Raw genomic sequence first — 24741 nt, 5'->3', positions numbered from 1 at the left:
ACATGTTCTCCGCCATCTTCGTCCGCCGCCCGCGCTTCGCCATCGTCATCTCGATCGTGATGACGCTGGCGGGGGCGCTCTCCCTGCTCTCCATCCCGGTGGCGCAGTTCCCTGAGATCGTGCCGCCGGTGGTCCAGGTCACCGCGCGCTACCCGGGCGCCTCGGCCGCCGTGGTCGAGGCCACGATCGCCCAGCCGATCGAATCCGCCGTGAACGGCTCGGACCGCATGCTCTACATGCGCTCCAACAGCGCCAATGACGGCACCTACACGCTCCTGGTCACCTTCGCCCTCGGGACCAATCCCGACATCAACACGGTGAACGTGAACAACCGGGTGCAGAGCATCATGTCGCGCCTGCCGCAGGAGGCGCAGCGCAGCGGCGTCACGGTGCGCAAGCAGTCCTCCGCCGTGCTGCAGTTCATCGCCGTCACCTCGGAATCCGGCGAGCAGGACCCGCTTTTCCTGTCCAACTACGTCACCATCAACATGCTGGACACGCTCCGCCGCCTGCCCGGCGTGGGCGACGTGCAGATGTTCGGCGCGCTCGACTACTCCATGCGCATCTGGTTCGAGGTGGACCGCCTCAACAACCTCAACGTCTCGCCCAACGAGATCATCTCCGCCATCCAGGCCCAGAACGTACAGGCGGCGGCGGGGCGCATCGGCGCCCGGCCGATCGGCGACGACCAGCAGTTCCAGTTCAATATCCAGACCCAGGGCCGCCTCGTCTCGCCCGAGGAATTCGGCAATATCGTCATCCGCGCCAATCCCGACGGATCGGTGCTGCGCGTGCGGGACGTGGCGAATGTCGAGCTCGGCGCGGCCAGCATGGACGTGGAGGCCCGCCTCAACACCAAGCCGACCGTGACAATGGGCGTCTACCTCTCGCCCGGCGCCAATGCCGTGCAGGTGGCCGAGGAGGTGCGCCAGTCGCTCCAGTCGCTGTCCCAGCGCTTCCCGCAGGGCATGGGCTACCGGGTGGTCTACGACACCTCGGAATTCGTGCTGGATACGATGCACGAGGTGATCAAGACCTTGATCGAGGCCTTCCTCCTCGTCGTCATCGTCGTCTACCTCTTCCTCGGCTCGCTGCGGGCCACCATCATTCCGGTGGTGGCGGTGCCGGTCAGCCTGATCGGCACCTTCGCGGTGCTCTTCGCCCTGGGCTTCACGGCCAATACCATCTCGCTGCTGGCCCTCGTGCTCGCCATCGGCATCGTGGTCGACGACGCCATCGTGGTGGTGGAGAACGTGGAGCGCGTGCTGGAAGAGCATCCAGAGCTCACGCCGAGCCAGGCCACCATCAAGGCCATGGGCGAGATCACCGGCCCCATCATCGCCATCACCCTGGTGCTGCTCTCGGTCTTCGTGCCGATCGGTCTGATCTCGGGCGTCGCGGGCCAGCTCTTCAAGCAGTTCGCCGTCACCATCAGCGTGGCCATGGTGATCTCGGCCATCAACGCGCTGACGCTGTCCCCGGCCCTCTGCGCGCTCTTCCTGCGCCATACCGGCCCCAAGCGCGGCCCGATCAAGTACGTGCTGCGCGCGATCGACAAGGTGCGCGACGGCTATGCCTGGATCGTCACCCGGCTGGTGCGGCTGGCGGTGCTCTCCCTCGCGCTGACGGCGGCCTTCGCCTTCAGCATCTACTGGGTGGGCCGCCAGACGCCGCAGGGCTTCCTCCCCTCCGAGGACCAGGGCGCCTTCTTCGTCCAGCTCCAGCTGCCGCAGGGCTCCTCGGTCGTCCGCACCCGCGACGCGGTCGTCCAGGTGGAGGAGATGCTCCGGCAGAACGAGGCGATCGAGAACATCCTGGCCATCGTCGGCTTCTCGCTCATCGACGGCGGCGCGCAGTCCAACTCGGCCTTCATCGTGGCCCGGATGAAGCCCTTCGCGGATCGCACGCGGGTGCAGGATTCGGTCTTCGCCGGCATCGGCCGCGTCTTCCAGGGTGCGCAGGCCATCCGCACCGCGAATGTCTTCGCCTTCAACATCCCGCCGATCATCGGCCTGGGCACCGGCGGCGGCTTCGAGTACCAGCTGCAGGACTTCGAGGGGCGTGACCCCGTGGAGCTCGGCGGCGTCATGTTCGCCATGATGGGCGCGGCCAATGCCGACCCGCGGCTCGTCGGCGTCTTCTCGACCTTCTCGCCCACCACGCCGTCGCTCTACCTCGACGTGGACCGCGACAAGGCGCAGTCGCTCGGCGTGCGCATCAGCGACATCTTCACCACGCTGCAGGCCTCGCTCGGCGGCTTCTACGTCAACGACTTCAATCTCTTCGGCCGAACCTGGCAGGTGAACATCCAGGCCGTCGCCGCCGACCGCGACGACATCCCGGACATCTGGCGCCTGCAGGTCCGCAATTCGCGCGGCCAGATGGTGCCGATGCGCGCCTTCGCCGACGTGCGGATCGTGCTCGGGCCGCAGACCATCCAGCGCTACAACAACACGCGAAGCCTGACGCTGAACGGCCAGGGCCGGCCGGGCGTCTCCTCGGGTGACGCGCTGAGGGCGATGGAGGAGATCTCCGCCCGCGTGCTGCCCTCGGGCTACAGCTTCGAATGGACGGGCACCGCCTTCCAGGAGAAGCAGGCCTCCGGACAGACGGCCGTCCTGATCGCGCTGGCGCTGCTCTTCGCCTATCTCTTCCTGGTGGCGCTCTATGAGAGCTGGACGATCCCGGTGCCGGTGTTGCTCTCGGTCGCGGTGGGCGGCCTCGGCTCCTTCGCCGCGCTCTACATCGCGGGCAAGCCGCTCGACGTCTATGCGCAGATCGGCCTCGTGGTGCTCATCGCGCTCGCGGCGAAGAACGGCATCCTGATCATCGAGTTCGCGAAGGAGCGGCGAGAGGAAGGCCATAGCGTCCGCGAGGCCGCCATCCTGGGCAGCCGCATGCGGTTCCGTGCCGTGATGATGACGAGCTTCGCCTTCATCCTCGGCCTGGTCCCGCTGATCCTGGCGACGGGCGCCGCGGCGCTCTCGCGCCAGGCGGTTGGCCTGCCGGTCTTCGGCGGCATGCTCGCCGCGTCGATCTTCGGCATCTTCATGATCCCGATGCTCTACGTGGTGTTCCAGAGCACGCGCGAATGGATCAAGGGCAAGTTCGGCTTCGGCGCCAAGGAGTCCGAGGAGGACGCCGCGAAGGCGCATTGAGCGGAACATGATCGACGGCGGGGAGTGGCTCAACGAGCCGGGGCAATGGTCCGAGGACCCGGCCCAGCTCACCGTCGTCACCGCAGCGGCGTCCGACTTCTGGCGCGAGACCCATTACGGCTTCGTCCGCCACAGCGGCCATGCGCTCCTGGCCCCCAGCGAGGGGGATTTCACCGCCAGCCTGCGCGTCCAGGGCGACTACCAGGCCCTCTACGACCAGGCCGGGATGCTGGTGCTCGTCGACGAGCGGAACTGGCTGAAGGCCGGGCTCGAGCATTCCGACGGCAGTCCCATGCTCGGCAGCGTGCTGACGCGCGGGACCTCCGACTGGGCCACCGGCCCCTTCCTGGGCGACCCGGCGGATTTCCGGATGCGCCTCACGCTCCAGGGCGGCGTCCTGCGCGTGCAGGCTTCGGGGGATGGCCGGCATTGGCCGCTGGTGCGGCTATGCCCCTTCCCCGCGGCGCGACGCTATCGCGTCGGGCCGATGTGCTGCTCGCCCGAACGCGCCGGGCTTAGGGTGCGGTTCTCGGAGTGGCGGATCGGCCCGCCACTCAACAAGGACCTGCACGACCTCTCCTGAACGGAAGGCCCTAGACCCGCGTCCACACCCAGTACTTGGGCTGGCGTCCCGCCACGATGGCCTTCGCCTCGTAGCGCGTCGGCGGCCACCCCTCGGGGCGCTCCTCGGCCGGGGCCTCGCCGCGGAACAGCGGGCTCGGCCGCACCACTTCCTCGACCCAGTCCTGGTAGGTCGGGTCGTCGGAGGCGATGCGCCATTGCTGGCCGGGCTTCAGGGCGCGCGCGACGATGGGCAGCATCTCGGGATGCACGAAGCGCCGCTTGGCGTGCCGCGACTTGGGCCAGGGATCGGGGAACATGAGGTAGAGCCGGTCCAGGCTCGCCTCCGGCAGGCCCAGCAGCAACTCGCGCGCATCGGCGGGCCAGAGGCGCAGGCGGTCCGGCGGCGGGAAGGTCCCTTCCTGGCCGTCCGGCACGATCTCGGTCAGCAGCGAGCAGAGCCCGTGGTCATAGACCTCGCTGGCGATGATCGCCGTCGTGGGGTGCTCGCGCAGCAGGGCCAGCGTGTGCTCGCCGCCGCCGAAGCCGACCTCGAGCCACAGGGCGGAGGCCCCGGCCGCGAAACCCGTATCGGTGAAGCGGAAGCGGGGCACGGTCTCGGCCAGCAGGCGTTCCTGGCGGGGACGCAACTTGTGGCCCCGGCGGCGGCCGTAGAGACGGTGCGGAACGCCTTCCGGCCAGTCCGCCAGCGCGTCTTCGGGGGTGGAATCTTCAGGCATGGGCCACCTTTAAACGAAAAAGGGCGGCGCCGAGACCGGCGCCGCCCCTTCGGATTGGGAAAACCTCAGCGGCCGAAGGCGCGCTTCAGCTCGGGAACCAGGTCGGTCTTCTCCCAGGTGAAGGTGCCCTTCTCCTCATCCGGCGTGCGGCCGAAATGGCCGTAGCTGGAGGTCGGGACGTAGATGGCCCGGTTCAGGTGCAGGTGCTCGCGGATGCCGCGCGGGGAGAGGTTGACCAGGTCCTGCACGACCTTGGCCAGCTTCGCCTCGTCCACGTCCTTGCCGGTGCCGGCGAGGTCGAAATAGACCGAGAGCGGCTTCGCCACGCCGATCGCGTAGCTCACCTGGATGGTGCACTTGTCGGCCAGGCCGGCGGCCACGACGTTCTTCGCCACGTAGCGCGCCGCATAGGCGGCCGAGCGGTCGACCTTCGTCGGGTCCTTGCCGGAGAAGGCGCCGCCGCCATGCGGGGCCGCACCGCCGTAGGTGTCGACGATGATCTTACGGCCCGTGAGGCCGCAGTCGCCGTCCGGACCGCCGATCACGAAGGTGCCGGTCGGGTTCACGTAGAGCTCGTTGTCCGGGCACATCCAGCCGGCGGGCAGGCTCGACTCGATCAGCGGCTTCACCATCGCCTTGATCTGCGCGGCGTCCATTCCCTCGACATGCTGCGTGCTGAGCACGATCGAGGTGGCGCCGACGGGCTTGCCGTCGACGTAGCGCAGCGTGACCTGGCTCTTCGCGTCCGGCAGCAGGCCCTTCACGGCGACGTCGCCGTTGCGGCGCAGCTCGCTGATGCGGCGGAGGATCAGGTGCGCGTAGTAGAGCGGCGCCGGCATGAGATCAGGCGTCTCGGTGCAGGCGTAGCCGAACATGATGCCCTGGTCGCCGGCGCCCTCGTCCTTGTTGCCGGCCGCATCCACGCCCTGCGCGATATGCGCGGACTGGGCGTGCAGGTGGCATTCGACATGGGCATTGGCCCAATGGAAGCCTTCCTGCTCGTAGCCGATGTCGTGCACGGCGAGGCGCGCCTTGTGCATCAGCAGCTCGGGCGTGATGGAGCCGGGGCCCCGCGTCTCGCCGGCGATGACGATGCGGTTCGTGGTGACCAGCGTCTCGCAGGCCACGCGAGCATAGGGATCCTGCTCGAGGAAAGTGTCGAGGACGGTATCGCTGATGCGATCCGCAACCTTGTCGGGGTGACCTTCGGAAACGCTTTCCGAGGTGAACAGATACTCGCCCGTATCGCGCATGGCTTGATTCGGCCTCTTGTCGCTGGAGGATGATTTGTTTGGAAAATCAGCCCCTGGGCGACCGGACACCCCGGTCAGGCTGGCCCACGGCGTGCGGGCGTGGGATGTTTGACAGTGGCCTGACGCAGCGTCAATCCGTGCTGCAATGCGTCATAATCCCAGGCCATCCAGGGGAATCGGCGGCGCCCGCCCCTCGATCGCAGCAGCCAGAACGGCAGCGCATCCCATGGCCAGCGTGAAGCCCAGCGCCCCCTGGCCGAGGTTGAGGAAAAGCCCCTGGGTCCCGGGGGCGGCGCCCAGGATCGGCAGGCCGGTGGGCGTCACGGGCCTGAGGCCGGACCAGGGGTTGAGCTCGGTCCAGTCCGAGGCATGGGGAAAGACCTCCCGCGCCTGGCGCACCAGGGTGCTCAGCCGCCCTTCCTCGATCTCGCGCGAATAGCCCACGAGGTCCGCCATGCCGGCGACGCGCAGCCGATCACCCAGGCGCGCATAGACGACCTTGGCCGCGCTGTCGGTCACGCTGACCCTCGGGGCCGCGTCGTCGCGCAGGATAGGCAGGGTCAGCGAATAGCCCTTGAGCGGATAGACGGGCAGGTCGATCCCCAGGGGGCGCAGCAGCGGCCGTGCCCCGGCGCCGAGCGCGACCACGACCGCATCGGCCTCCACGACGCCGCCCGGGGTACGGACGCCACGGACGCGCCCCTCGGCCCGGATCAGCTGCAGGACCCGCGTGCCGAGCTGGAAGGTCACCGCGTGGTTGGAGGCGGCGAGCGTGGCGGCGAGCCCCTCGCAGAAGAGCCGGCAGTCGCCCGCCTCCTCGCTCTCGGTGTGCACGCCGCCGGCGATGCGATGGGCGATGCCGGCCAGCGCTGGCTCCAGCGCCAGGCATTCGTCCCGGTCGATCACGCGCTGCTCGCTGCCCCATTCGGCCTGCAGCGCGACCTGGCGCCGCGCGCCTTCAACGGCCGCGCCGTCGGGAAGCAGCACCAGCTTGCCGGAGGGCGAGAAATCGAAGCCGAACTCGCCCTGCTCAACCACCTCGCGCGTCAGGTCGCGCGAGAGATAGGCGAGGCGGAGCAGCCGCCGCGTGGTCTGTTCCGAGGTCGCGGCATTACAGGCCCGGAGGAAGCCGAGCATCCATTTCCACTGGCCGGGATCCATCCGCGGGCGGAAGCGCAGCGGCCCGTCGGGATCGCGCAGCCAGCCGGGCACCTTGCCGATGACGCCCGGACCGGCGAGCGGCGCGACGTAGCTGTAGGAGAGCTGGCCGCCATTGGCCTGGCTCGTCCCGCGCCCGACCGCGGGCTCGGCATCCAGCACCGTGACCACATGCCCCTCCCGCGCGAGGAGATAGGCGGTGGCGAGGCCGGTGACGCCGGCGCCGAGGATCAGGACGCGCATCCCTCATTCGTGCGGTCTCACCGGCGGCGGGTCAATGGGACCCGCGCCACGATGCTGGGCAGGGGCTTCGCCATGCAAGGCGCGAGGGGCTGCCCCGACGAGTTTGACTTTCGGCGCGGCGGCAGGGCACATCCACCGCATGCGTTCCTCTCGCCCCCTGTTGCGCGCGGATGTCGCCGCATGGCGGGCGACGCTGCTTGCCCCTGGTCCGCGCGGCACGAAACGCGGCTGACGCCGCGCTTTCCCTCGACCCCTGACCTAGGCGGCGCGACCACGCGCCGAAGAACGCATGTCCATCGCCCAATCCGCGCCGCCCGGCGCCAGTATCCCTCGCGGAATTCAGTTTCCCGTCTTCGTGGCCGCCGCCACCTGCGCCTTTGCCGGCATCTGGATGAGCGTGCCGCTCGCCGCCGTGCTGCTGACGGAGGACGGTGCCTCCCCGGCCGTCGTCGGCCTCTATGCCGCCGCCGTCTGGGTCGCCGCGCTGCTGGCGGCGCCGTTCTCGCCCTGGCTTGCCGGGCGGGTCGGCGGCGCGCTGCGGATGCACCAGATGGCCGTGACGCTTTCCGCCGTGGCGCTGATTGGCCTCGCCACCAATCCGCCGCTGCCGCTTTGGTTCGTCCTGGGCCCGATCCTGGGCGTGGCCTCCTGCCTGACCTGGAGCAGCGCCGATGCCATCGCAGGCGCCATGGCGCCGGCGGGACGCGAGGGGCAGTTCCTCGGCATCTACCAGACCTTCGTTTCCGCCGCGATCGGCGGCGGCCCGGCGGCGCTGTGGTTCTTCGGCGTCCGGCCCGAGGCCTTCTACGGTTCCGCGCTCATCATGGGCGTGGGCCTCGTGATGACGCTGATGCTACACGAGCCGCCCGGCGCCGTGCCGCGCCGCATGCGGCTCTCGATCTTCCGCCTGAAGCCGGTGGCGATGATGATGATCGCCCCAGCAGGCGCCGCCATGCTTTGCGGCGCGCTCGAAGGCTCGGCGGGCGCGGTCTTCCCTGTCCAGGGGCTGGCGCTGGGGCTGAGTGCCGCCGCCGCGGCCTCCATCGTGGTGGCGACGGGCTTCGGCAACGTGCTCGCGCAATACCCGGTGGGAATGGTGGCCGACCGCTTCGGCACGCACCGCGCCCTGCTCGGCTGCGCCATCGTGGTCGCCCTGCTTTCGCTGCTCTGGCCGATCCTGGCGCCGGGCTGGGGAATCTGGCCGGTGCTCGCCATCTGGGGCGGCGCCGCCGGATCGATCTATACGCTCGGCATGGTGCATGCGGTGCAGCGCTTCGCCGGCCCGGCCCGCGCGCTCGGCATGGCCGGGCTGAACACCGCCTATCTTCTGGGCGGCGCCGTGGGGGCGCCGCTCGGCGGCCTGCTGCTGGAGGCCGTGCCGGGCTGGGGCTTGCCCGTGGCGCTGGCGACAGTAGCGCTCGGCGGCGGATTGGCGCTCAGTATCGCCGCGCTCCGACGGGGCGCATGACGGAGACGAAAATCATGCGGTGGTGTTTCCTAGTTCTCGCCCTGGCTTCCACGCCCTTGGCCGGCGCGCTGGCGCAGACCGGCGCCCCTCCCGGGGCCGCCCCTGGCGCTCCCTCGGTCGCCCCTCCGGGGAGCGACTCGGGGACCACGCCGCAGCGGCCCGCCCCGCCGCCCGCCGACAGCATCGCCGCCGTCGGCAAGCCCGGCTGGACGGTCGATGCCGAGAATGGCTGCTGGGTCTGGAACCCCAATCCGCAGCAGGAGGAGACGGTGCGCTGGACCGGCCCCTGCCCCGAGGGCCCCTCGCAGGGCGAGGGCGTCCTGGCCTGGCGCTACGTCCGGGAAGGCCAGCCGGGGGACGAGCGCTATGTCGGCACGATGGCGCGCGGCCGGATGCACGGCATCGGCACCTACCTCGAATCCACGGGCGAGGTTTACCAGGGCGAATTCCAGGACGGGCGCGAACAGGGCCGTGGCCTGCGCGTCTTCCCGACCGGCCGCTACGACGGCGAATGGCGCCAGGGCCAGCGCCACGGCCGGGGCGTGATGTTCTGGATCAACGGCAACCTCTTCCGCGGCGAGTTCCGCAACGGCCTGCCCGAGGGGCCCGGCGAGTATTACAGCGTCGAGGATGGCTGGTTCCGCGGCGACTGGCAGGCCGGCTGCCTTCGCGACGGGAACCGGGTAGCGGCGCTGGGCAAGCCGATCGAGGTCTGCCGCGACGCGACGGAAGGCTGATCCTTCCGCCCAGGCCGGCGCCAGGCGCGCCGGCCTTCGGCCCTCAGCGGGTCTTGAGCGCCGCCAGCTCGGCCTTCAGGGCCGCATTCTCCGCCTTCAGCGTGTCGAGCTCGCTGCGGGCGCCGCCCGGGAAGGGCGTGAAGATGCTCATGGCGCGTTCCAGCATGGCCATGTTCCGCTGGCTGATCTCCTCGAGCGAGAAGGGCCGCAGCGCCTGCTCCATGCCGCGGCGCAGTTCCTCCTGCTGACGGGAGAAGCCCGACATGGTCGCCTCCAGGTAGCGGGGAAGCACGCCCTGCAGGCTGCCGCCGTAGAAGCCGATCAGCTGGCGCAGGAAGCTCTCCGGCAGCAGGTGGCTGCCCTTCGACTCCTCCTCGACGATGATCTGGGTGAGCACGGAGCGCGTGATGTCGTCGCCCGACTTGGCGTCATAGACCACGAAGTCGCGGCCCAGCCGCACCATCTGGGCCAGATCCTCCAGAGTGACGTAGCTGCTGCTTTCGGTGTTGTAGAGCCGGCGGTTCGCGTACTTCTTCACGACGACGGGAGGCGTCGCTGGCTTCGTGTCTGCCGGTTGATCGGGCATGCGGCCTTCCCCAGTCTGGTGTTTGCAACGCGGCAAGCGTAGCACGGGTCTTGCGGGATGCGAGAAGCCTTCGCGCGACGCCGAAGCAAGCTTAGTCACGGGCATGGATGGACGGATCCGAAGATCTCGATCGACTGGCCGCCGACTGGATCGCCCTCTGGGAGAGCGAGCTGGCTGCGCTTGGCCAGGATGCGGAGCTCGCCGAGGCCTGGGCCGCGTCGGTGGCGCTGATGGCCGCCGCCTGGCGCGCGCAGAACGCCCATCTCTCGGCGCAATGGGCGACCGCGGCGAACTGGCGGCCACCGCATGAGCGCGCTCCCGAACCGGCGCGGCCCGCGCCCGCTGCCGCTGCACCTGATGCTGGGCGCGGCGCGGGGCATGGCCGCGCTGACCATGCCGCTTCCCGGGATGCCCCTGCCCGGGATGTTTCCGCCTCTGCCGGGGATGCCGCCCTTCGGTCCCGCCTGGCCGAGCTGGAACAGCGGCTGGCCGCGCTCGAAGGCGGGCCAGGCCGAGGCGATGCGGATCGCCCAGGCCCTCGCCGGGCTCGACCCCGCAAGCCGAAGCCCTGAGGCCTTCCGGGCCGCCGTCCTGCGGCGGCTCTGGCGCCAGGATGCGCAGCTGCTCCGCGGGCTCGCCGCCTATCGCCGCCATCCGCATCGCCGCGCGCTGATCGACCCGCCCGTGATCTGGGCCGAGGGCTCGGCACGGCTGCTGGATTTCGGCGGCAGCGGGCGTCCCGTGCTCTTCGTCCCCTCGCTGGTGAACCGCCACTACGTGCTGGACCTCGACGAGGGCGCCTCGCTCATGCGCCACCTCGCCGGGCGTGGCCTGCGCCCCCTCCTGCTCGACTGGGGCTGGCCGGGGCCGGTCGAGCGGCGCTTCACCCTGACCGACCATGTCGCCGGGCGGCTCGAACGCGCGCTGCTGGCGGCACCCGCCGGCCTCGTCCTTGCCGGCTATTGCATGGGCGGGCTGCTGGCGCTGGCCGCGGCGCTGCGCCGGCCGGATCGCGTGGCGGCCCTGGCCCTGCTCGCCACGCCCTGGGACTTCTCGGGCGATGCGCAGGCGCGCGGCCTGGCGCGGCTCCTGCCCGGGCTGGAGCCGCTGATGGAGCCCGCTGGCGCACTGGGCGTCGACCTGCTGCAGAGCCTCTTCGCCATGCTCGACCCCTACGGCATCCCGGAAAAGTTCCGGGCCTTCGCGCGGCTGGACCCGGCAAGCGCGCGCGCCCGGCGTTTCGTGGCGCTGGAGGATTGGCTGAACGACGGCATCCCCCTCGCCGCCCCCGTGGCGCGCGAAACCCTTGGCGGCTGGTATGGCGAGAACACGCCCGCGCGGGGCGAATGGACGGTGGCGGGCCTGCCGGTGCTGCCCGGCGAATGGCGCGGGCCGGCCTTCGTGGGCGTGCCAGCGCGCGACCGCATCGTGCCGCCCGGCTCGGCCCTCGCGCTCGCCGCCGCCCTGCCGGGGGCGACGGTGCATATCGCGCCATCGGGGCATATCGGCATGGTGGCGGGCCAGGGCGCCGAGGCCGCCCTCTGGCGGCCCCTCGGCGATTGGCTGCTGGGTCTCTAGCCCGGGATCAGGATGCCGCGATCGGCGTGGAAGCGGTCGAATTCGGCCGGCGCCATCCGTACGTCGCGACGGGTGGCATCGCTGTGGCCCGAGGGGTTGTGGAAGCGCAGGCGCGCTTCCTCATCCGTGCCGAAGACCAGGACGAGATGCCCGCCCTTGTGGGGCGGCTCCAGCTCCGGCGTGCGGATGCGCGGATGCACCGAGGCCATGTAGAGATCGCCCGGCCCGAGCCTGGGCCGCGGCTCGTCGAGCACGATCCGCGCGGGAATTCCCCGGGCGTTCAGCCAGGCCACCGCGCCCGCATAGATCAGGCCGCGGATATCATCCCCGCCCTGGTCCACGTAGCCGCCCAGCGCCTGCACCCCGCGGCGGAGCGCATGGATGCTGTGCGCCTCGCCGCGCGCCGCCATGGCCATGCCGAGGCAGGCCATGCCGCACAGATGGTGGGCCCAACGGGCATATTCGGCGAGGTCGGCCGCGCCGCTCTCGGCCCAGAGCGGATCGGTCGCGTTGGGCCGGCCTTCCAGGAATTCCGGCACCAGCTCGGCCGAAGCCCATTGCGAGAAGTAGGGTGGTGCCTCGTTCATCGAAGCCGGCTTGGTCATCCGCGTTAACCCGGCGGTGTGAAGCCGGGCATGCGAAGCGCACGCCCGGCGTCTGACGTCTCAACCATTCAGGTGGCAGGCGCTCAGATGCCCGGGCGCGATCTCCTTCAGCGCCGGCACCTCGACCCGGCACCGCTCCATCGCGTGCGGGCAGCGCGGATGGAAGTGGCAGCCCGGCGGCGGATTCAGCGGCGAGGGAATCTCGCCCTGCACCGTCGTGAAGGCCCGTTTGCGCGCCTCGATCCGCGGCACGGCCGACAGCAGCGAGACCGTGTAGGGATGATTCGCCCGCGCGAAGATCTCCTCCGACGGCGCCTGCTCGACGACGCGGCCGAGATACATGATCACCACGCGATCGGAGAGATGCTCCACCACGCTGAGGTCATGCGAGATGAACAGGTAGGTCAGGTTCAGCTCGGACCGCAGGCGCATGAACAGGTTCAGGATCTGCGCCTGGATGGAGACGTCCAGCGCCGCCACCGATTCGTCGCAGACCAGGAACTCAGGCTGCACCGCCAGCGCGCGGGCGATGCCGATGCGCTGCCGCTGCCCGCCCGAGAACTGGTGCGGGTAGCGCTTCTTCAACGCGGGATCGAGGCCGGCGCGGCGCAGCTGCTCGTCGACGTAGTCGTTGAAGCCCGACCGCGTGGTCATGCCATGGACCTGCGGGGCCTCGCCCACGATGTCCTGCACCTTCATGCGCGGATTCAGCGAGGACATGGGGTCCTGGAAGATCATCTGCGCGCGCAGCTTGGCCTCCTTCGCCTCCGCCCCGTGCAGCGAGGCGATGTCCCGCCCGCGCCACAGCACCTGGCCGTCCGACGGCGGCATGATGCCGGCGACGACGCGGCCGAGCGTGGACTTGCCGCAGCCCGATTCGCCGACCAGCCCCACCACCTCGCCATGACGGATCGTGAGGTTCACGTTGTCGACCGCGTGCACGATCTCCTCGCGAACCGGCGCGCCGAGGCGCTGGGCCAGCTTGCCGATGAAGTCGAGCTTCTTCTCGAAGCGCTTGCTGATGCCGACCAGCTCGATGATCGGCTGGTCCGCCTCGGTGCCGGGGCGGCGCGTATGTTCCATCGTCGTCGCGCTCATGCCGCCACCTCCTCCAGATGCGGGTGGATGCAGCGGGCGTGCCGGCCCGGAATCAGCTCCAGCAGCTCGACCGGCGCCGTGCATTCCGGCGTGGCGCGGTCGCAGCGGCTGTGGAAGGCGCAGCCGGGCGGCAGCTTGAGCAGGGAGGGCGTCATGCCCGGGATCTGGCGCAGCGGCTCACCCCGCCGGTTGCGGCTCGGCACGGAGCCGATGAGGCCGTGGGTATAGGGATGCATCGGCTTGTCGAGCACCTCGGAGACGGGTCCGTCCTCGACCACCTTGCCCGCGTACATGACCGCGAGATCGTCGGCGAGGCCGGCGACCACCGAGAGGTCATGCGTGATCCAGATCAGGCTCGTGCCCGTATTGGCGGCGAGCTTCTGCACCTCGGCCAGGATCTGGCCCTGGATCGTGACGTCGAGCGCGGTGGTCGGCTCGTCGGCGATGATGAGCTCCGGTCGGTGCAGCAGGGCGATGGCGATGGCCACGCGCTGCCGCATGCCGCCCGAGAACTGGTGCGGATAGGACTTCAGCCGCTCATCCGGCGAGGGGATGCCGACCATGCCCAGCGCGTCGCGGCAGCGCTGGCGCGCCTCCTCCTTCGACACCTTGGTATGCGCCAGGACCGTCTCGATCATCTGCGTGTCGACCCGGAGAACCGGGTTCAGCGTCATCATCGGATCCTGGAAGATCATGGCGATGCGGTTGCCGCGCAGCTGCCGCATCTCCTCCTCGCTGAGCTTGGCGAGGTTCTGGCCGTGGAACAGGATCTCCCCGCCCACGACGCGGCCCGGCGCGTCCACCAGGCCGATGATCGAGAAGCCGGTCACGGTCTTGCCGGAACCGGATTCGCCGACCAGACCCATGACCTTGCCGCGGCCCACGGTGAAACTCACGCCGTCCACCGCCTTCACCACGCCCGCGCGGGTGAAGAAATGCGTCTGGAGATTCCGGACTTCGAGGGTCGCTGCCATTACTTCTTCAACCTCGGATTCAGCACGTCACGGAGATGGTCGCCCATCAGATTGATGCTCACGATGGTCACCAGCAGCGCGATACCCGGATAGAAACTGATCCAGTACTTGCCGCTCAGCATGTACTCGTAGCCGTTCGCGATCAGCAGGCCGAGCGACGGCTCGGTGATCGGCACGCCGAGGCCGAGGAAGGAGAGCGTGGCCTCGAGCGCGATGGCACGCGCCACCTGGATCGTGCCCACCACGATGAGCGGCGGCAGGCAGTTCGGCAGCAGGTGGCGGAACAGGATGCGCCGCGTGGGCAGGGCCAGGCACTGCGCCGCCTCGATGTATTCGCGCCGCCGCTCGACCAGGGCCGAGCCGCGCACCGTCCGGGCATAATAGGCCCATTCCACGATGACGAGCGCGATCACCACGTTTCCGACGCCCTTGCCCAGGAAGGCCAGGATCATCAGCGCCGCGAGGATGGTCGGGAAGGAAAGCTGCAGGTCGACCAGACGCATGATCACGCTGTCGGTCCGGCCGCCGGCATAGGCAGCGAGCAGGCCGAGCGAGGCGCCCACGAGGCTCGCGATAAAGGCGGAGCCGATGCCCACCGTCAGCGAGATGCGCAGGCCGTAGATGATGCCCGAAAGCATGTCGCGGCCCTGGTCGTCGGTGCCGAGCCAGTGGACGATGCCGCTGCCGCCCACGGCGCCCGGCTCGAGCCGGCCGTCCATGATGTCGAGCTGCGCGAGATCGTAGGGATTCTGCGGCGCGATCCACGGCGCGAAGATCGCGAGCAGGGCGATGATCGTGAAGACGATCAGCCCGCCCGTCGCGATCTTGCTCGCGAAGAACTCCGAGACGAAGCGGCGGAAAGGCGTCTCCTCCCGCGCCGCCGGGGCGGCCGGGGGAGCCGCGTTCGCGGTGATGTCGCTCACGACTTGCCCTCCAGCCGCACGCGCGGATCCAGTGTGGAGTAAAGCAGGTCCACCACCAGGTTGATGACGATGAACATCATGACGATGATCATCAGGTAGGCGACGATGACCGGACGATCGAGCACGTTGATGCTGTCGATGATCAGCTTGCCCATGCCCGGCCAGGCGAAGACGCTCTCCGTCACCACCGAGAAGGCGATGGTGGAGCCGAGCTCCAGGCCGACCACGGTCACGACCGGGATCAGGATGTTCTTGAAGACGTGCACATAGGTCACGCGCGCGGGCGACAGGCCCTTGGCGCGGGCGAACTTCACGTAGTCCATCAGCATGGTCTCGCGCACGCCCGAGCGGGTCAATCGTATGACGAGGCTGATCTTGAACAGCGAGAGGTTGATCGCCGGCATCATGAGATGGGCGAGGCCGTCCCGCGTCAGGAAGGACCATTGCAGGCCGAGGAACTGCGCCGTCTCGCCGCGCCCGGTGCTGGGAAGCCAGCCGAGCTGCACGGCGAAGACCATGATCAGCATGAGCCCGACCCAGAAGGTCGGCAGCGAGAAGCCGAGGATGCTCCCCGCCATGATCGCCTTGGAGCCCGCGCTGTCCGGCTTGAGGCCGGCATAGAGACCGAGCGGCAGGCCGATCAGCACCGCCATGAAGGTGGCGCCGACCGCGAGTTCCAGCGTCGCCGGCATCTTTTGCAGAATCAGCTGCAGCGCCGGCTCGTTGAAGACGAAGCTGCGGCCGAGATCGCCCTGCAGGGCGCGGATGAGGAAGGTCCCGTATTGCTGCCACAGCGGCAGGTCGAGGCCGAGGGCCTGGATGGCACGCTCACGTTCGATCTGGTCGGCGTCGGGGGAGATGAGGATCTCCACCGGATCGCCGATCGCATAGACGCCCACGAAGACGATGACGCTCATGGCGAGCATCACGAGAACAGCCTGGAAAAGCCTGCGAAGAAGATAAACGGTCACGTCAGCGCGCCGCCGCCGGGCTGGAGGCCGGACGGACGTCCTGCGCACGGGTCAGTTCGTCCGCACGCGGGGTCACGACGAAGCCGCGCCGCGCGCCCCAGATATTCGTCTGGATGTGCAGAGGGATGAGCGCCACGTCATCGAGAGCCATGCGCTCGAGCGCGATCAGACGTTCCTGCCGGGCAGCCTCGTCCAACATTTCAGAGGATTCCATCAAGCCTCGATCAAGTTCTGGGTTGCAGTAGCGGCCGCGGTTGGACGCGCCCAGGCCGGTCTCACGGTTCGGGCAGGCGATCAGGTTGCGCAGCGGGTGGCTGCCATCCGGATTCATGCCCCAGCCGAGAAGGAAGGCCGAAAGTTCGGCCCGGTTAGCGCGGCCGATGAAAGTCGCCCAGGTCTGGGCGTCGACGGCCGTGCGGATGCCCACGCGCGTCCACATCTGCCCCACCGCCTGGATGATCCGCGCATCGTTGGGATAGCGGTCGTTCGGGCCGTGCAGCGTGATGCGGAAGCCGTTGGGGAAGCCCGCCTCGGCCAGCAGGCGCCGCGCGCCGTCGGGGTCGAAGCGCGGGACGGGATAGCCCGGGATGTGGCTCGTCACGCCCTCGGCCAGGAACTGGCCGGTCGGCGTGGCGGCGCCCTCCATCACGCGCTCCACCATGTTCGGCCGGTCGATCGCCATGGACAGCGCCTGGCGAACCCGCAGGTCCTTCAGCGGGTTCCGGGCGATCGGGCGGCCGTCATTGTCGGTGATGAAGGGCGAGGCGTCCTCGCGCGAATGGTCGAGCGAGAGGAAGATCAGCCGCAGGCCCGTCGTCTCGTAGAGCGAGAGCCGGTTGTCCCGGCGCATGCGGGAGAGGTCGGCCGTCGGCACCTGGTCGATCACGTCGACGTCGCCGGCCATCAGCGCGGCGGTGCGGGCGGCGTCGTTGGTGATCATGCGGTAGTTCACGCGGGCGAAGGCCGGGCGCTCGCCGAAATACTGGTCGTTGCGCTCCAGCTCGATGCGGTCGCCATTGGCGTGGCGCACCACGCGGAAGGGGCCGGTGCCCACCGCCAGCTCGCCGCTGTTGAAGCGCTCGGTCGTCGCGCCCTCATGCGTCTCGCGGTCGAGGATGAAGATATTGGTCAGGTCCATCGGCAGCAGCGGATAGGGCGTGCGCGTGTGCAGGCGGATCGTCAGCGGATCGACGATCTCGACCCGGCTGATGGGCCGGACGAAGAGGGTGAAGGAGGCCGGGCTGTTCGGCACGTTCGGCACGCGGGCGAGGGTGAAGGCCACGTCCTCGGCGGTAAATTCGCGACCGTTATGAAACCGCACGCCGGGGCGGAGCTTGAACTCCCACACGGTGGGCTCCACCGCCCGCCAGCTCTCGGCGAGGCCCGGAATGCTGCGGGCCCTGTCGTCGGTCTCGACGAGGCGGCTGAAGATCATGCTCGCCGCCGCGTTGTTGGGCGACAGCTGATGGAAGTGAGGGTCGAGGCTGGTGACCGGGGCTCCGACCGCCATGTTCAGAGTCTGGGCGGAGGCCTGTGTCGAGGCCGTCCCGAGCAGCCCCGCCAAGGCGAGGGCAGCGATTGTAGAGCGCATCTTTTGGTCCCCCGGTTCAGAAATGAGCGCGGCTTTTAGCAGCAAGCGATGCGCACAATCCAGGGCAGCCATGAATTTTGTGCCTTTGACGCGACGCGGCAGACGCGCACTGGCTCTCAAAAGAGGCATTCTGCTTCATGGAATGGCCTTACCACCGGGCGTGGCGTGGCGCCGCAAAATCGACGCAGGGCGGTGAAATGCCCACATCAGCCATGCAGTGGCGATTCCGACGCCCCGTCCCGCAATATGTGATAGATGCCGCCCATGCCGACGCCTGAAGGTCCTATCGAAGCCCCCGTGATTCCGCCGCGCCCGCGCGCGGAGCCACCACGGAAAACCTCCCGACGGGAAAGCGCCAAGCCGGGCAAGCGCCCGCCTTTCCGGCTCTTCGGCGGGTTCATACGAACCCTCTTCATGGTGGCGATCATCGGCACCGTGGCCGCCGGCGTGGCGGGCTACGGGCTCTACCGCAAGCTCGAATCCGACCTGCCGGACTATCGCTGGCTCGCGGACTACCAGCCCCAGCAGATGAGCCGCATCTATGCGGGCGACAGCCGCCTGATGGCCGAGCTGGCCGCCGAGCGCCGCGTCTTCGTGCCTATCGAGGCCATTCCCCGGCGCGTGCAGCAGGCCTTCATCTCCGCGGAGGACCAGAACTTCGAGCGCCACCAGGGCGTGGACCCGATCGCGCTGCTGCGCGCCGTCGTCACCAATGTCGAGCAATACGGTTCCGGCCGGCGCATGATCGGCGCCTCCACCATCACCCAGCAGGTCGCGAAGAACATGCTGGTCGGCAGCGACCGGACCATGCTGCGCAAGGCGCGCGAGGCGCTGCTGGCCATCCGCCTCGAGGACGCGCTGCCCAAGTCGCGCATCCTGGAGATCTACCTGAACGAGATCTTCCTGGGGGCCCAGTCCTACGGCGTGGCGGCGGCGGCGCATGCCTATTTCAACAAGTCCCTCGACGAGCTGACCCTTTCCGAGGCCGCCTTCCTGGCCGCTCTGCCCAAGGCGCCCAACAACTACAACCCGCTGCGCTATCCCGAGGCCGCCCGCATCCGCCGCGACTGGGTGATCGACCGCATGGTGGATGACGGCGTGGTCACCGCCGCCGAGGCCGTCGCGGCCAAGGCCGAGCCGATCCAGGCCCGCCCCTCGCGCCGGCCGGACGTGGTCCCCGTGGGCGGCCACTTCACCGAGGAAGTCCGGCGCGAGCTCATCCAGCGCTTCGGCCAGGAGCAGACCCAGGGCGGCGGCCTCGTGGTCCGCACCAGCCTCGATCCGCGCCTTCAGGCCGCGACCGAGGTCGCGCTCCGCAACGGGCTGATGGCCTATGACCGCCGCCGCGGCGGCTGGCGCGGCCCGCTGGGCAAGAGCGCCCATGGCGCTGCCGACTGGCTGCCCGCCCTTGAGGCCCTGCCCCGCCCGCCCGGCATGCTGAACGAATGGCGCCAGGCCGTGGTGCTGGAAGTCCGCGACCGCGAGGCGCGCCTCGGCTGGTTCGAGCGCCCCAATCCCCGCAACCCGGTGGAGCCCCGGATCGGCGTGGTCCTCCTCGAAGACCTCGCCTGGGCGCGCCCCGTCCTTCCCACGGCCGCGGGCCAGGCCCCGCGCCTGGGCGCCGCGCCGCGCCGCATGTCCGAGGTGCTTTCGGCCGGCGACGTGGTGATGGTGGAGCCGGAGCCCAATCGCCCCGCCCCGGCCGCTCCCGCGGCACGCGGTTCCGCCGCCAATGCCCCGGCGGCCGGTCCGCGGCCCGAGCGCCTCGCCCTGCGGCAGGTTCCGGAAGTGGAGGGCGCGGTCGTCGCGCTCGATCCGAATACGGGGCGCGTCGTCGCCATCTCGGGCGGCTGGAGCTACGACCGCAGCCAGTTCAACCGCGCCACCCAGGCGATGCGGCAGCCCGGCTCCTCCTTCAAGCCTTATGTCTACCTGACCGCGCTGGAGGCCGGCATCCCGCCGAACCAGCGCTTCCTGGACGGGCCGATCGAGGTCGCGACGCCGCAGGGCGTCTGGCGCCCGGGCAATTACGGCGGCAGCCTGAGCGGCGGCTACGTCACCATGCGCTCGGCGCTGGAGCGCAGCCTCAACCTCGTCACCATCCGGATCGCGCAGGAGGTCGGCATCGACCGCGTGGCCGATACGGTCGCCCGCTTCGGCGTCATCGACAACATGCCGCGCTACCTCTCCATGAGCCTCGGCGCGGGCGAGACCACGGTGCTGCGCCAGGCCGCCGGCTATGCCAGCTTCGTGAATGGCGGCCGCCGGGTGGACCCCACCTTCATCGACAGCGTGCAGGACCAGCGCGGCCGGGTGATCTGGCGGAGCCAGGCCCGCGAATGCACCGGCTGCGCCGAAGGGCCCAACGGCCCGCCGCCCACCATCGCCGAGAATCGCCGGCAGGTGGCCGATCCCATCGCGGCCTTCCAGATCGTGAACCTGCTGCAGGGCGTCGTGCAGCGCGGCACCGGCGCGCGCGCCGCGACCGGGCTGAACCGCCCCGTGGCCGGCAAGACCGGCACGACCGACGACTACAAGGACAACTGGTTCGTCGGCTTCACGCCCGACATCGTGATCGCGGTCTGGGTTGGCTACGACGACCCGCGCAGCCTCGGCAACGGCGAGACGGGCGGCGGCAACGCCGCGCCGATCTTCCGCGAGGTCGCGGCCGCGGCGCTCCAGGGCAGCCCGGCCGTGCCCTTCCGCGCGCCCCCGGGCGTGGCACTGGTCCGCATCACGACGGATAACGGCCAGTCGATCCTGGAGGCTTTCCGCCCCGGCACCGAGAACTCGGCGACCATGCCGACCGAGCAGAGCGGCGCCGGTGCGGCGGCCCGTGTGGACAGCGGCCTCGGGGGACTTTACTGAGGGCCCATCATGCGCGCCGATGCCACACAGTTGCACGAGCAGATCACCGCTTCGGTGACTCTGCTGAGGAGGCATCTTTGACTGGGATGCCTCCCTCATCCGCCTCGCCGAGCTGAACGCTCGGGCCGAGGACCCCACCCTCTGGAATGACGCCACCGAGGCCCAGCGCCTCATGCGCGAGCGCGGCCGGCTGGTCGAGCAGGTCGAAGGTGTCCAGAAGCTCGAGCAGTCCGTCGCCGACGCGATGGAGCTCATCGAGATGGCCGAGGCCGAGAGCGACGCCGCGACGGCCGATGCCGCCGTCGCCGACCTCGAGACCTATGCCACCGAGGCCAAGCGCCGCGAGATCGAGAGCCTCCTCTCCGGCGAGGCCGATCACAACGACGCCTATATCGAAGTGAATGCCGGCGCCGGCGGCACCGAGGCCCAGGACTGGGCCGAGATGCTGCTGCGCATGTACATGCGCTGGGCCGAGCGCCGCGGCTACAAGGTCGTGCTCACCGAGCAGTCCGAGGGCGAGGAGGCCGGCATCAAGTCCGCGACCCTCCAGGTCACGGGCGACAATGCCTTCGGCTGGCTCAAGACCGAGACGGGCGTGCACCGCCTGGTGCGCATCAGCCCCTTCGGCGGCAACGACAAGCGCCAGACCAGCTTCGCCAGCGTCTACGTCTATCCGGTGATCGACGACAAGATCGAAATCGAGATCAACCCGGCCGACCTCAAGACCGACACCTTCCGCGCCTCCGGCGCCGGCGGCCAGCACGTGAACAAGACGGAATCGGGCGTGCGCTTCACGCATATCCCGACCGGCATCGTCGCGGCCTCCACGCAGGACCGCTCGCAGCACCGCAACCGCGTCATCGCGATGGATATGCTGAAGGCGCGCCTCTACGAGCTGGAGCTCCGGAAACGCGAGGCCATCAGCGAAGGCATCGAGGCCGGCAAGACCGACATCGGCTGGGGCCACCAGATCCGCAACTACGTCCTGCAGCCCTACCAGCTGGTAAAGGACCTCCGCAGCGGGCTGGAAAAGGGCAATCCTTCCGCGGTGCTGGACGGCGACATCGACGACTTCATGGCCGCCGCCCTGGCCGCGCGCGTGGGGAACACGCGATCCGATGCGAGCGCCAATGCGCGCTAGGGTCGGCGGGCCCGCCGCCACGCCATGAAGTGGCTCAAGGCGCCGGCCCAGCTGCCGGTCGGCACGCGCGTCTATGCGATCGGCGACGTCCATGGCTGCGCCGACCAGCTCAAGGCGCTGCATGAGCTGATCCGTGCCGACCTGAAGGAGAACCCAACCTCCGGGGCCTCCGTCGTGCATCTGGGCGACTTCATCGACCGCGGTCCCGATTCCGCCGGCGCGCTCGAAGCCGCCATGGGCTTCGACGCCTGCCCCGTGGTGAACCTGCGCGGCAATCACGAGGACACCCTCCTCGCCGCCCTCGACGGCGACGCGCCGAGCGCGACGGACTGGATGTATTACGGCGGCAACCACGCCCTCGCGAGCTGGGGCATGGCCCCGGATGCACCGCGCGACGCCTGGGCCCCGGGCATCCCGGCCGCGCATCTCGCCTTCCTGCGCTCCCTGCAGCTGCACTACCGCGTGGGCCCCTATCTCTTCGTCCATGCCGGCATCCGCCCCGGCGTTCCGCTCGACGAGCAGAAGCCCGAGGACCTGCTGCGCATCCGCGGCGCCTTCCTCAACAGCGAGGCCGATCACGGCATGATCGTCGTGCACGGACACACCCCCGTGCGCGAGCGCGAGGCCGATCTGCGCGAGAACCGCGTGAACCTCGACACGGGCGCCGTCTTCGGCGGGCCGCTGACCTGCGGCGTCTTCGAAGAAGGCCGGATCGGCATCCTCACCGCCGTTTGACTTCGCGTTCCGGCGCCCACCAGTATCGGCCGGCCCCGTCGCGGCCGGCGCGCCACGGGCTGCGTGAAGGAGCCTTCCCCTGCCCGTCGACCTGCCCCTCGCCTATCTGATCCACCCGCTGGACCTCGTCGGCACCTTCGCCTTCGCGCTCAGCGGTGCCGTGCTCGGCACCCAGCGCGGGATGGATCTCTTCGGCGTGCTGGTGCTGGCCTTCGTGACGGCGGCGGCCGGCGGCATCCTCCGCGATCTGCTGCTGGGCGCCGTGCCGCCGGTCGCCATCGCCAGCTGGTACGCGCTGGCGATCGCGACGGCCGCGGGGCTGCTGGCCTTCGGCTTCCAGCCGCTGATCGCGCGCTTCCATTCCGCCGTCCTGTTCTTCGACGCGGCAGGCCTCGGCGTCTTCGCCGTCACGGGCACCTACAAGGCGCTGGAATTCGGCCTTTCGCCGCCCATGGCCGCGCTGCTGGGCATGCTGAGCGGCATCGGCGGCGGCATGCTGCGCGACGTTCTCACCGCGCGCGTGCCAGTGGTGCTGCAGGGGGAGATCTATGCCGTCGCCGCCCTCGCCGCCGCGCTGATGGTGCTGGCCGGCGAATGGATGGGCCTGTCGCCCACCATCGTCTCGCTGCCGGCCATCGGCCTTTGCCTGGCCTTGCGGCTGATCTCGATCGCGCGGGGATGGAAGCTGCCCGTCGCGCCAACGCGCCGGGACTGATCGGGACGCGCAGGCCTATTGCTGGACCTGCGCGCGCAGGACGTGCTTCTGGATCTTTCCGGTGCTGGTCTTGGGCAGCTCCGCGAAAACGATATGCTTGGGCAGCTTGAAGCCGGCGAGGATGCCGCGGCAATGGGCGATCAGCTCGGCCTCGGTCGCAACCGCGCCGGGCTTCAGCTCGACAAAAGCACAGGGCACCTCGCCCCATTTGTCGTCCGGCCGCGCGACGACGGCCGCCAAGGCGACCGCCGGATGCTTGAACAGCGCATCCTCGACCTCGATGGAGGAGATGTTCTCGCCGCCCGAGATGATGATGTCCTTCGAGCGGTCGCGCAGCTGGATGTAGCCGTCCGGGTGCTTCACCGCGAGATCGCCGGTGTGGAACCAGCCGCCGGCGAAGGCCGCCACCGTCGCGGCCTCATCCTTCAGGTAGCCCTTCATGACGCAGTTGCCCTGCATCATGACCTCGCCCATCGCCACGCCGTCCGAGGCGACGGTTTCCATCGTCTCCGGGTTCATGACGTCGAGCCCCTCGAGCGCGAGGTAACGCACGCCCTGCCGCGCCATGAGCCGCGCCTTCTCGGCCGCCGGCGCCGCGTCCCATTCCTCGTGCCATTCGTTGGTGACGGCTGGGCCGTAGCATTCGGTGAGCCCATAGACGTGCAGCACGGCGAAGCCGGCCGCGCTCATGGCGGCGAGCACGGCCTCGGGCGGCGGCGCGCCAGCGACGATGAAGGTCACGCTGCCGGGAAGCGGGCGCTTCTCCTCCTCGGGCGTGGCCAGCAGCGTGCCCATCACGATCGGCGCGCCGCACATATGCGTGACGCCATGCTCGGCGATGAGCGACCACATCGCGGCACCGCGCACCGCGCGCAGGCAGACATGCGTGCCGGCCATCGCGGTGATGGTCCAGGGGAAGCACCAGCCGTTGCAATGAAACATCGGCAGCGTCCAGAGATAGACGGGGTGCCGCACCATCCCCGCCGCCAGCACATTGCTCGTCGCGAGCAGCTGCGCGCCGCGATGATGGTAGACGACACCCTTCGGCTTGCCCGTCGTGCCGGAGGTGTAGTTGAGGGTGATGGCGTCCCATTCGTCGGGCGGCAGCGGCCAGGCGAAATCGGCGCGGCCTTCGTCCAGCAGAGCCTCGTAATCCTGCCCGCCCAGCGTTCCGGCGAAGGGCGCCTCGCTGTCGTTCACCTCGATGATCGCGGGACGGTTCGCGCATTGCGTCAGCGCCGCGCGCAGGACCGGCAGAAACTCCCGGTCCACGATGAGGAGCCTTGCCTCGCCATGGTCCAGGATATGGGCGATGGTCGCCGCGTCGAGCCGCGTGTTGATGCTGTTGAGCACGCAGCCGGCCATGGGCACGCCGTAATGGCATTCCAGCATCGCCGGGGTGTTGGGCAGCATCGCTGCCACCGTGTCGCCGCGCCTGAGACCGCGCAGGGCCAGTGCATGGGCCAGCTTCACGCAGCGCGCGCGCAGTTCCGCATAGCTGCGCCGGATCGCGCCGTGGACGACGGCGACATGGTCGGGAAAGACCGCCGCGCTGCGCTCCAGGAAGAGCAGCGGCGTGAGCGGCTGGTGGTTGGCGGCAACCCGGGGAAGGGCGTCGTAATCGGAAGCGGCCATGGG

At 69.7% G+C, this 24741-nt stretch carries 20 protein-coding genes; 9 read left to right on the top strand and 11 right to left on the bottom strand.

The window, feature by feature from the left end; translation table 11 throughout:
* Positions 1–2: 2 nt before the first annotated feature.
* Together KHU32_RS07140 and KHU32_RS07135 are read left to right on the top strand one after the other, a co-directional pair.
* Complete coding sequence (locus KHU32_RS07140) at positions 3–3158, top strand: efflux RND transporter permease subunit (protein ID WP_213669310.1); 3156 nt, start codon at positions 3–5, stop codon at positions 3156–3158.
* A gap of 7 nt (positions 3159–3165) precedes the next feature.
* Entirely contained in the window at positions 3166–3741 is a 576-nt protein-coding gene (locus tag KHU32_RS07135) for a DUF1349 domain-containing protein (protein ID WP_213669309.1), read from the top strand.
* Between the two features lie 10 nt (positions 3742–3751).
* On the opposite strand, the gene trmB is transcribed toward KHU32_RS07135, so the two are convergent.
* The 3 genes from trmB to KHU32_RS07120 all read right to left on the bottom strand — a co-directional run bounded on the left by trmB (position 3752) and on the right by KHU32_RS07120 (position 7113).
* Positions 3752–4459 carry a tRNA (guanine(46)-N(7))-methyltransferase TrmB gene (gene trmB, locus KHU32_RS07130; RefSeq protein WP_213669308.1) on the bottom strand — a complete coding sequence of 236 codons (708 nt, stop codon included), beginning with the start codon at positions 4457–4459 and terminating at the stop codon, positions 3752–3754.
* A gap of 65 nt (positions 4460–4524) precedes the next feature.
* Complete coding sequence (metK, locus tag KHU32_RS07125) at positions 4525–5712, bottom strand: methionine adenosyltransferase (protein WP_213669307.1); 1188 nt, start codon at positions 5710–5712, stop codon at positions 4525–4527.
* 150 nt (positions 5713–5862) lie between these two features.
* Entirely contained in the window at positions 5863–7113 is a 1251-nt protein-coding gene (locus tag KHU32_RS07120; RefSeq protein ID WP_213669306.1) for a D-amino acid dehydrogenase, read from the bottom strand.
* 289 nt (positions 7114–7402) lie between these two features.
* Between KHU32_RS07120 and KHU32_RS07115 the strand changes: the two genes are divergently transcribed.
* The gene (locus KHU32_RS07115; protein ID WP_213669305.1) at positions 7403–8581 is read left to right on the top strand and encodes an MFS transporter; all 1179 of its coding nucleotides are present in this window, start codon (positions 7403–7405) and stop codon (positions 8579–8581) included.
* Positions 8582–8595: 14 nt separating this feature from the next.
* Positions 8596–9318, top strand: a complete 723-nt coding sequence (locus KHU32_RS07110; protein ID WP_213669304.1) for an MORN repeat-containing protein — start codon at positions 8596–8598, stop codon at positions 9316–9318.
* A 43-nt stretch (positions 9319–9361) separates the two neighbouring features.
* Here the strand turns inward: KHU32_RS07110 and phaR are convergent, their stop codons facing one another.
* Positions 9362–9904, bottom strand: a complete 543-nt coding sequence (gene phaR / locus KHU32_RS07105; protein WP_213669303.1) for a polyhydroxyalkanoate synthesis repressor PhaR — start codon at positions 9902–9904, stop codon at positions 9362–9364.
* A 306-nt stretch (positions 9905–10210) separates the two neighbouring features.
* Between phaR and KHU32_RS07100 the strand changes: the two genes are divergently transcribed.
* Positions 10211–11482: an alpha/beta fold hydrolase gene (locus KHU32_RS07100; protein ID WP_213669302.1), complete on the top strand. Its 1272-nt coding sequence runs from the start codon at positions 10211–10213 to the stop codon at positions 11480–11482.
* Here the strand turns inward: KHU32_RS07100 and KHU32_RS07095 are convergent.
* The 6 genes from KHU32_RS07095 to KHU32_RS07070 are packed head-to-tail and all read right to left on the bottom strand — an operon-like array spanning position 11479 to position 17644.
* Positions 11479–12087, bottom strand: coding sequence for a hypothetical protein (locus tag KHU32_RS07095; RefSeq protein ID WP_213669301.1), 609 nt, complete (start codon positions 12085–12087; stop codon positions 11479–11481). The two genes, KHU32_RS07100 and KHU32_RS07095, sit on opposite strands and share 4 nt — an antisense overlap.
* 60 nt (positions 12088–12147) lie before the next feature.
* Complete coding sequence (locus tag KHU32_RS07090; protein WP_213669300.1) at positions 12148–13185, bottom strand: ABC transporter ATP-binding protein; 1038 nt, start codon at positions 13183–13185, stop codon at positions 12148–12150.
* Positions 13182–14159, bottom strand: coding sequence for an ABC transporter ATP-binding protein (locus KHU32_RS07085; RefSeq protein WP_213669299.1), 978 nt, complete (start codon positions 14157–14159; stop codon positions 13182–13184). The genes KHU32_RS07090 and KHU32_RS07085 overlap by 4 nt, the downstream gene beginning before the upstream one ends.
* Positions 14159–15082 (bottom strand): ABC transporter permease, encoded by a 924-nt coding sequence (locus tag KHU32_RS07080; RefSeq protein ID WP_213669298.1) that lies wholly within the window; start codon positions 15080–15082, stop codon positions 14159–14161. The genes KHU32_RS07085 and KHU32_RS07080 overlap by 1 nt, the downstream gene beginning before the upstream one ends.
* A complete protein-coding gene (locus KHU32_RS07075; RefSeq protein ID WP_213669297.1) occupies positions 15079–16053 on the bottom strand; it encodes an ABC transporter permease in 975 nt (324 codons plus the stop codon). The genes KHU32_RS07080 and KHU32_RS07075 overlap by 4 nt, the downstream gene beginning before the upstream one ends.
* Before the next feature lies 1 nt (position 16054).
* On the bottom strand, positions 16055–17644 hold the full coding sequence (locus KHU32_RS07070; protein WP_213669296.1) for an ABC transporter substrate-binding protein: 1590 nt from the start codon (positions 17642–17644) through the stop codon (positions 16055–16057).
* 414 nt (positions 17645–18058) lie between these two features.
* On the opposite strand from KHU32_RS07070, the gene KHU32_RS07065 reads away from it, so the two are divergent.
* From KHU32_RS07065 to KHU32_RS07050, 4 genes are all read left to right on the top strand, one after another.
* Complete coding sequence (locus tag KHU32_RS07065; RefSeq protein WP_249680585.1) at positions 18059–20512, top strand: penicillin-binding protein 1A; 2454 nt, start codon at positions 18059–18061, stop codon at positions 20510–20512.
* A 9-nt stretch (positions 20513–20521) separates the two neighbouring features.
* A protein-coding gene (gene prfB, locus KHU32_RS07060; protein ID WP_213669294.1) for a peptide chain release factor 2 occupies positions 20522–21653 on the top strand; the annotation gives its coding sequence in 2 pieces (ribosomal slippage) (positions 20522–20590 and positions 20592–21653; 1131 coding nt in all).
* 24 nt (positions 21654–21677) lie between these two features.
* On the top strand, positions 21678–22388 hold the full coding sequence (locus tag KHU32_RS07055) for a metallophosphoesterase family protein (protein WP_213669293.1): 711 nt from the start codon (positions 21678–21680) through the stop codon (positions 22386–22388).
* Positions 22389–22467: 79 nt separating this feature from the next.
* A complete protein-coding gene (locus KHU32_RS07050) occupies positions 22468–23103 on the top strand; it encodes a trimeric intracellular cation channel family protein (protein ID WP_347265524.1) in 636 nt (211 codons plus the stop codon).
* A gap of 15 nt (positions 23104–23118) precedes the next feature.
* Here the strand turns inward: KHU32_RS07050 and KHU32_RS07045 are convergent, their stop codons facing one another.
* On the bottom strand, positions 23119–24738 hold the full coding sequence (locus tag KHU32_RS07045; RefSeq protein WP_213669292.1) for an acyl-CoA synthetase: 1620 nt from the start codon (positions 24736–24738) through the stop codon (positions 23119–23121).
* Positions 24739–24741: the final 3 nt, after the last annotated feature.

Origin of the sequence: Roseococcus pinisoli (genome assembly GCF_018413645.1) — a bacterium.
GTDB lineage: Bacteria > Pseudomonadota > Alphaproteobacteria > Acetobacterales > Acetobacteraceae > Roseococcus > Roseococcus pinisoli.
The sequence above is the reverse complement of the archived record's forward strand: the minus strand, read 5'-3'. Positions and strand labels throughout refer to the sequence as shown.

Bases quoted from the DNA above. Each gene is read 5' to 3' on its own strand.
- KHU32_RS07140 (WP_213669310.1), top strand. From the start codon at position 3: ATGTTCTCCGCCATCTTCGTCCGCCGCCCGCGCTTCGCCATCGTCATC.
- KHU32_RS07135 (WP_213669309.1), top strand. From the start codon at position 3,166: ATGATCGACGGCGGGGAGTGGCTCAACGAGCCGGGGCAATGGTCCGAG.
- trmB (WP_213669308.1), bottom strand. From the start codon at position 4,459: ATGCCTGAAGATTCCACCCCCGAAGACGCGCTGGCGGACTGGCCGGAA.
- metK (WP_213669307.1), bottom strand. From the start codon at position 5,712: ATGCGCGATACGGGCGAGTATCTGTTCACCTCGGAAAGCGTTTCCGAA.
- KHU32_RS07120 (WP_213669306.1), bottom strand. From the start codon at position 7,113: ATGCGCGTCCTGATCCTCGGCGCCGGCGTCACCGGCCTCGCCACCGCC.
- KHU32_RS07115 (WP_213669305.1), top strand. From the start codon at position 7,403: ATGTCCATCGCCCAATCCGCGCCGCCCGGCGCCAGTATCCCTCGCGGA.
- KHU32_RS07110 (WP_213669304.1), top strand. From the start codon at position 8,596: ATGCGGTGGTGTTTCCTAGTTCTCGCCCTGGCTTCCACGCCCTTGGCC.
- phaR (WP_213669303.1), bottom strand. From the start codon at position 9,904: ATGCCCGATCAACCGGCAGACACGAAGCCAGCGACGCCTCCCGTCGTC.
- KHU32_RS07100 (WP_213669302.1), top strand. From the start codon at position 10,211: ATGAGCGCGCTCCCGAACCGGCGCGGCCCGCGCCCGCTGCCGCTGCAC.
- KHU32_RS07095 (WP_213669301.1), bottom strand. From the start codon at position 12,087: ATGACCAAGCCGGCTTCGATGAACGAGGCACCACCCTACTTCTCGCAA.
- KHU32_RS07090 (WP_213669300.1), bottom strand. From the start codon at position 13,185: ATGAGCGCGACGACGATGGAACATACGCGCCGCCCCGGCACCGAGGCG.
- KHU32_RS07085 (WP_213669299.1), bottom strand. From the start codon at position 14,159: ATGGCAGCGACCCTCGAAGTCCGGAATCTCCAGACGCATTTCTTCACC.
- KHU32_RS07070 (WP_213669296.1), bottom strand. From the start codon at position 17,644: ATGCGCTCTACAATCGCTGCCCTCGCCTTGGCGGGGCTGCTCGGGACG.
- KHU32_RS07065 (WP_249680585.1), top strand. From the start codon at position 18,059: ATGGTGGCGATCATCGGCACCGTGGCCGCCGGCGTGGCGGGCTACGGG.
- KHU32_RS07055 (WP_213669293.1), top strand. From the start codon at position 21,678: ATGAAGTGGCTCAAGGCGCCGGCCCAGCTGCCGGTCGGCACGCGCGTC.
- KHU32_RS07045 (WP_213669292.1), bottom strand. From the start codon at position 24,738: ATGGCCGCTTCCGATTACGACGCCCTTCCCCGGGTTGCCGCCAACCAC.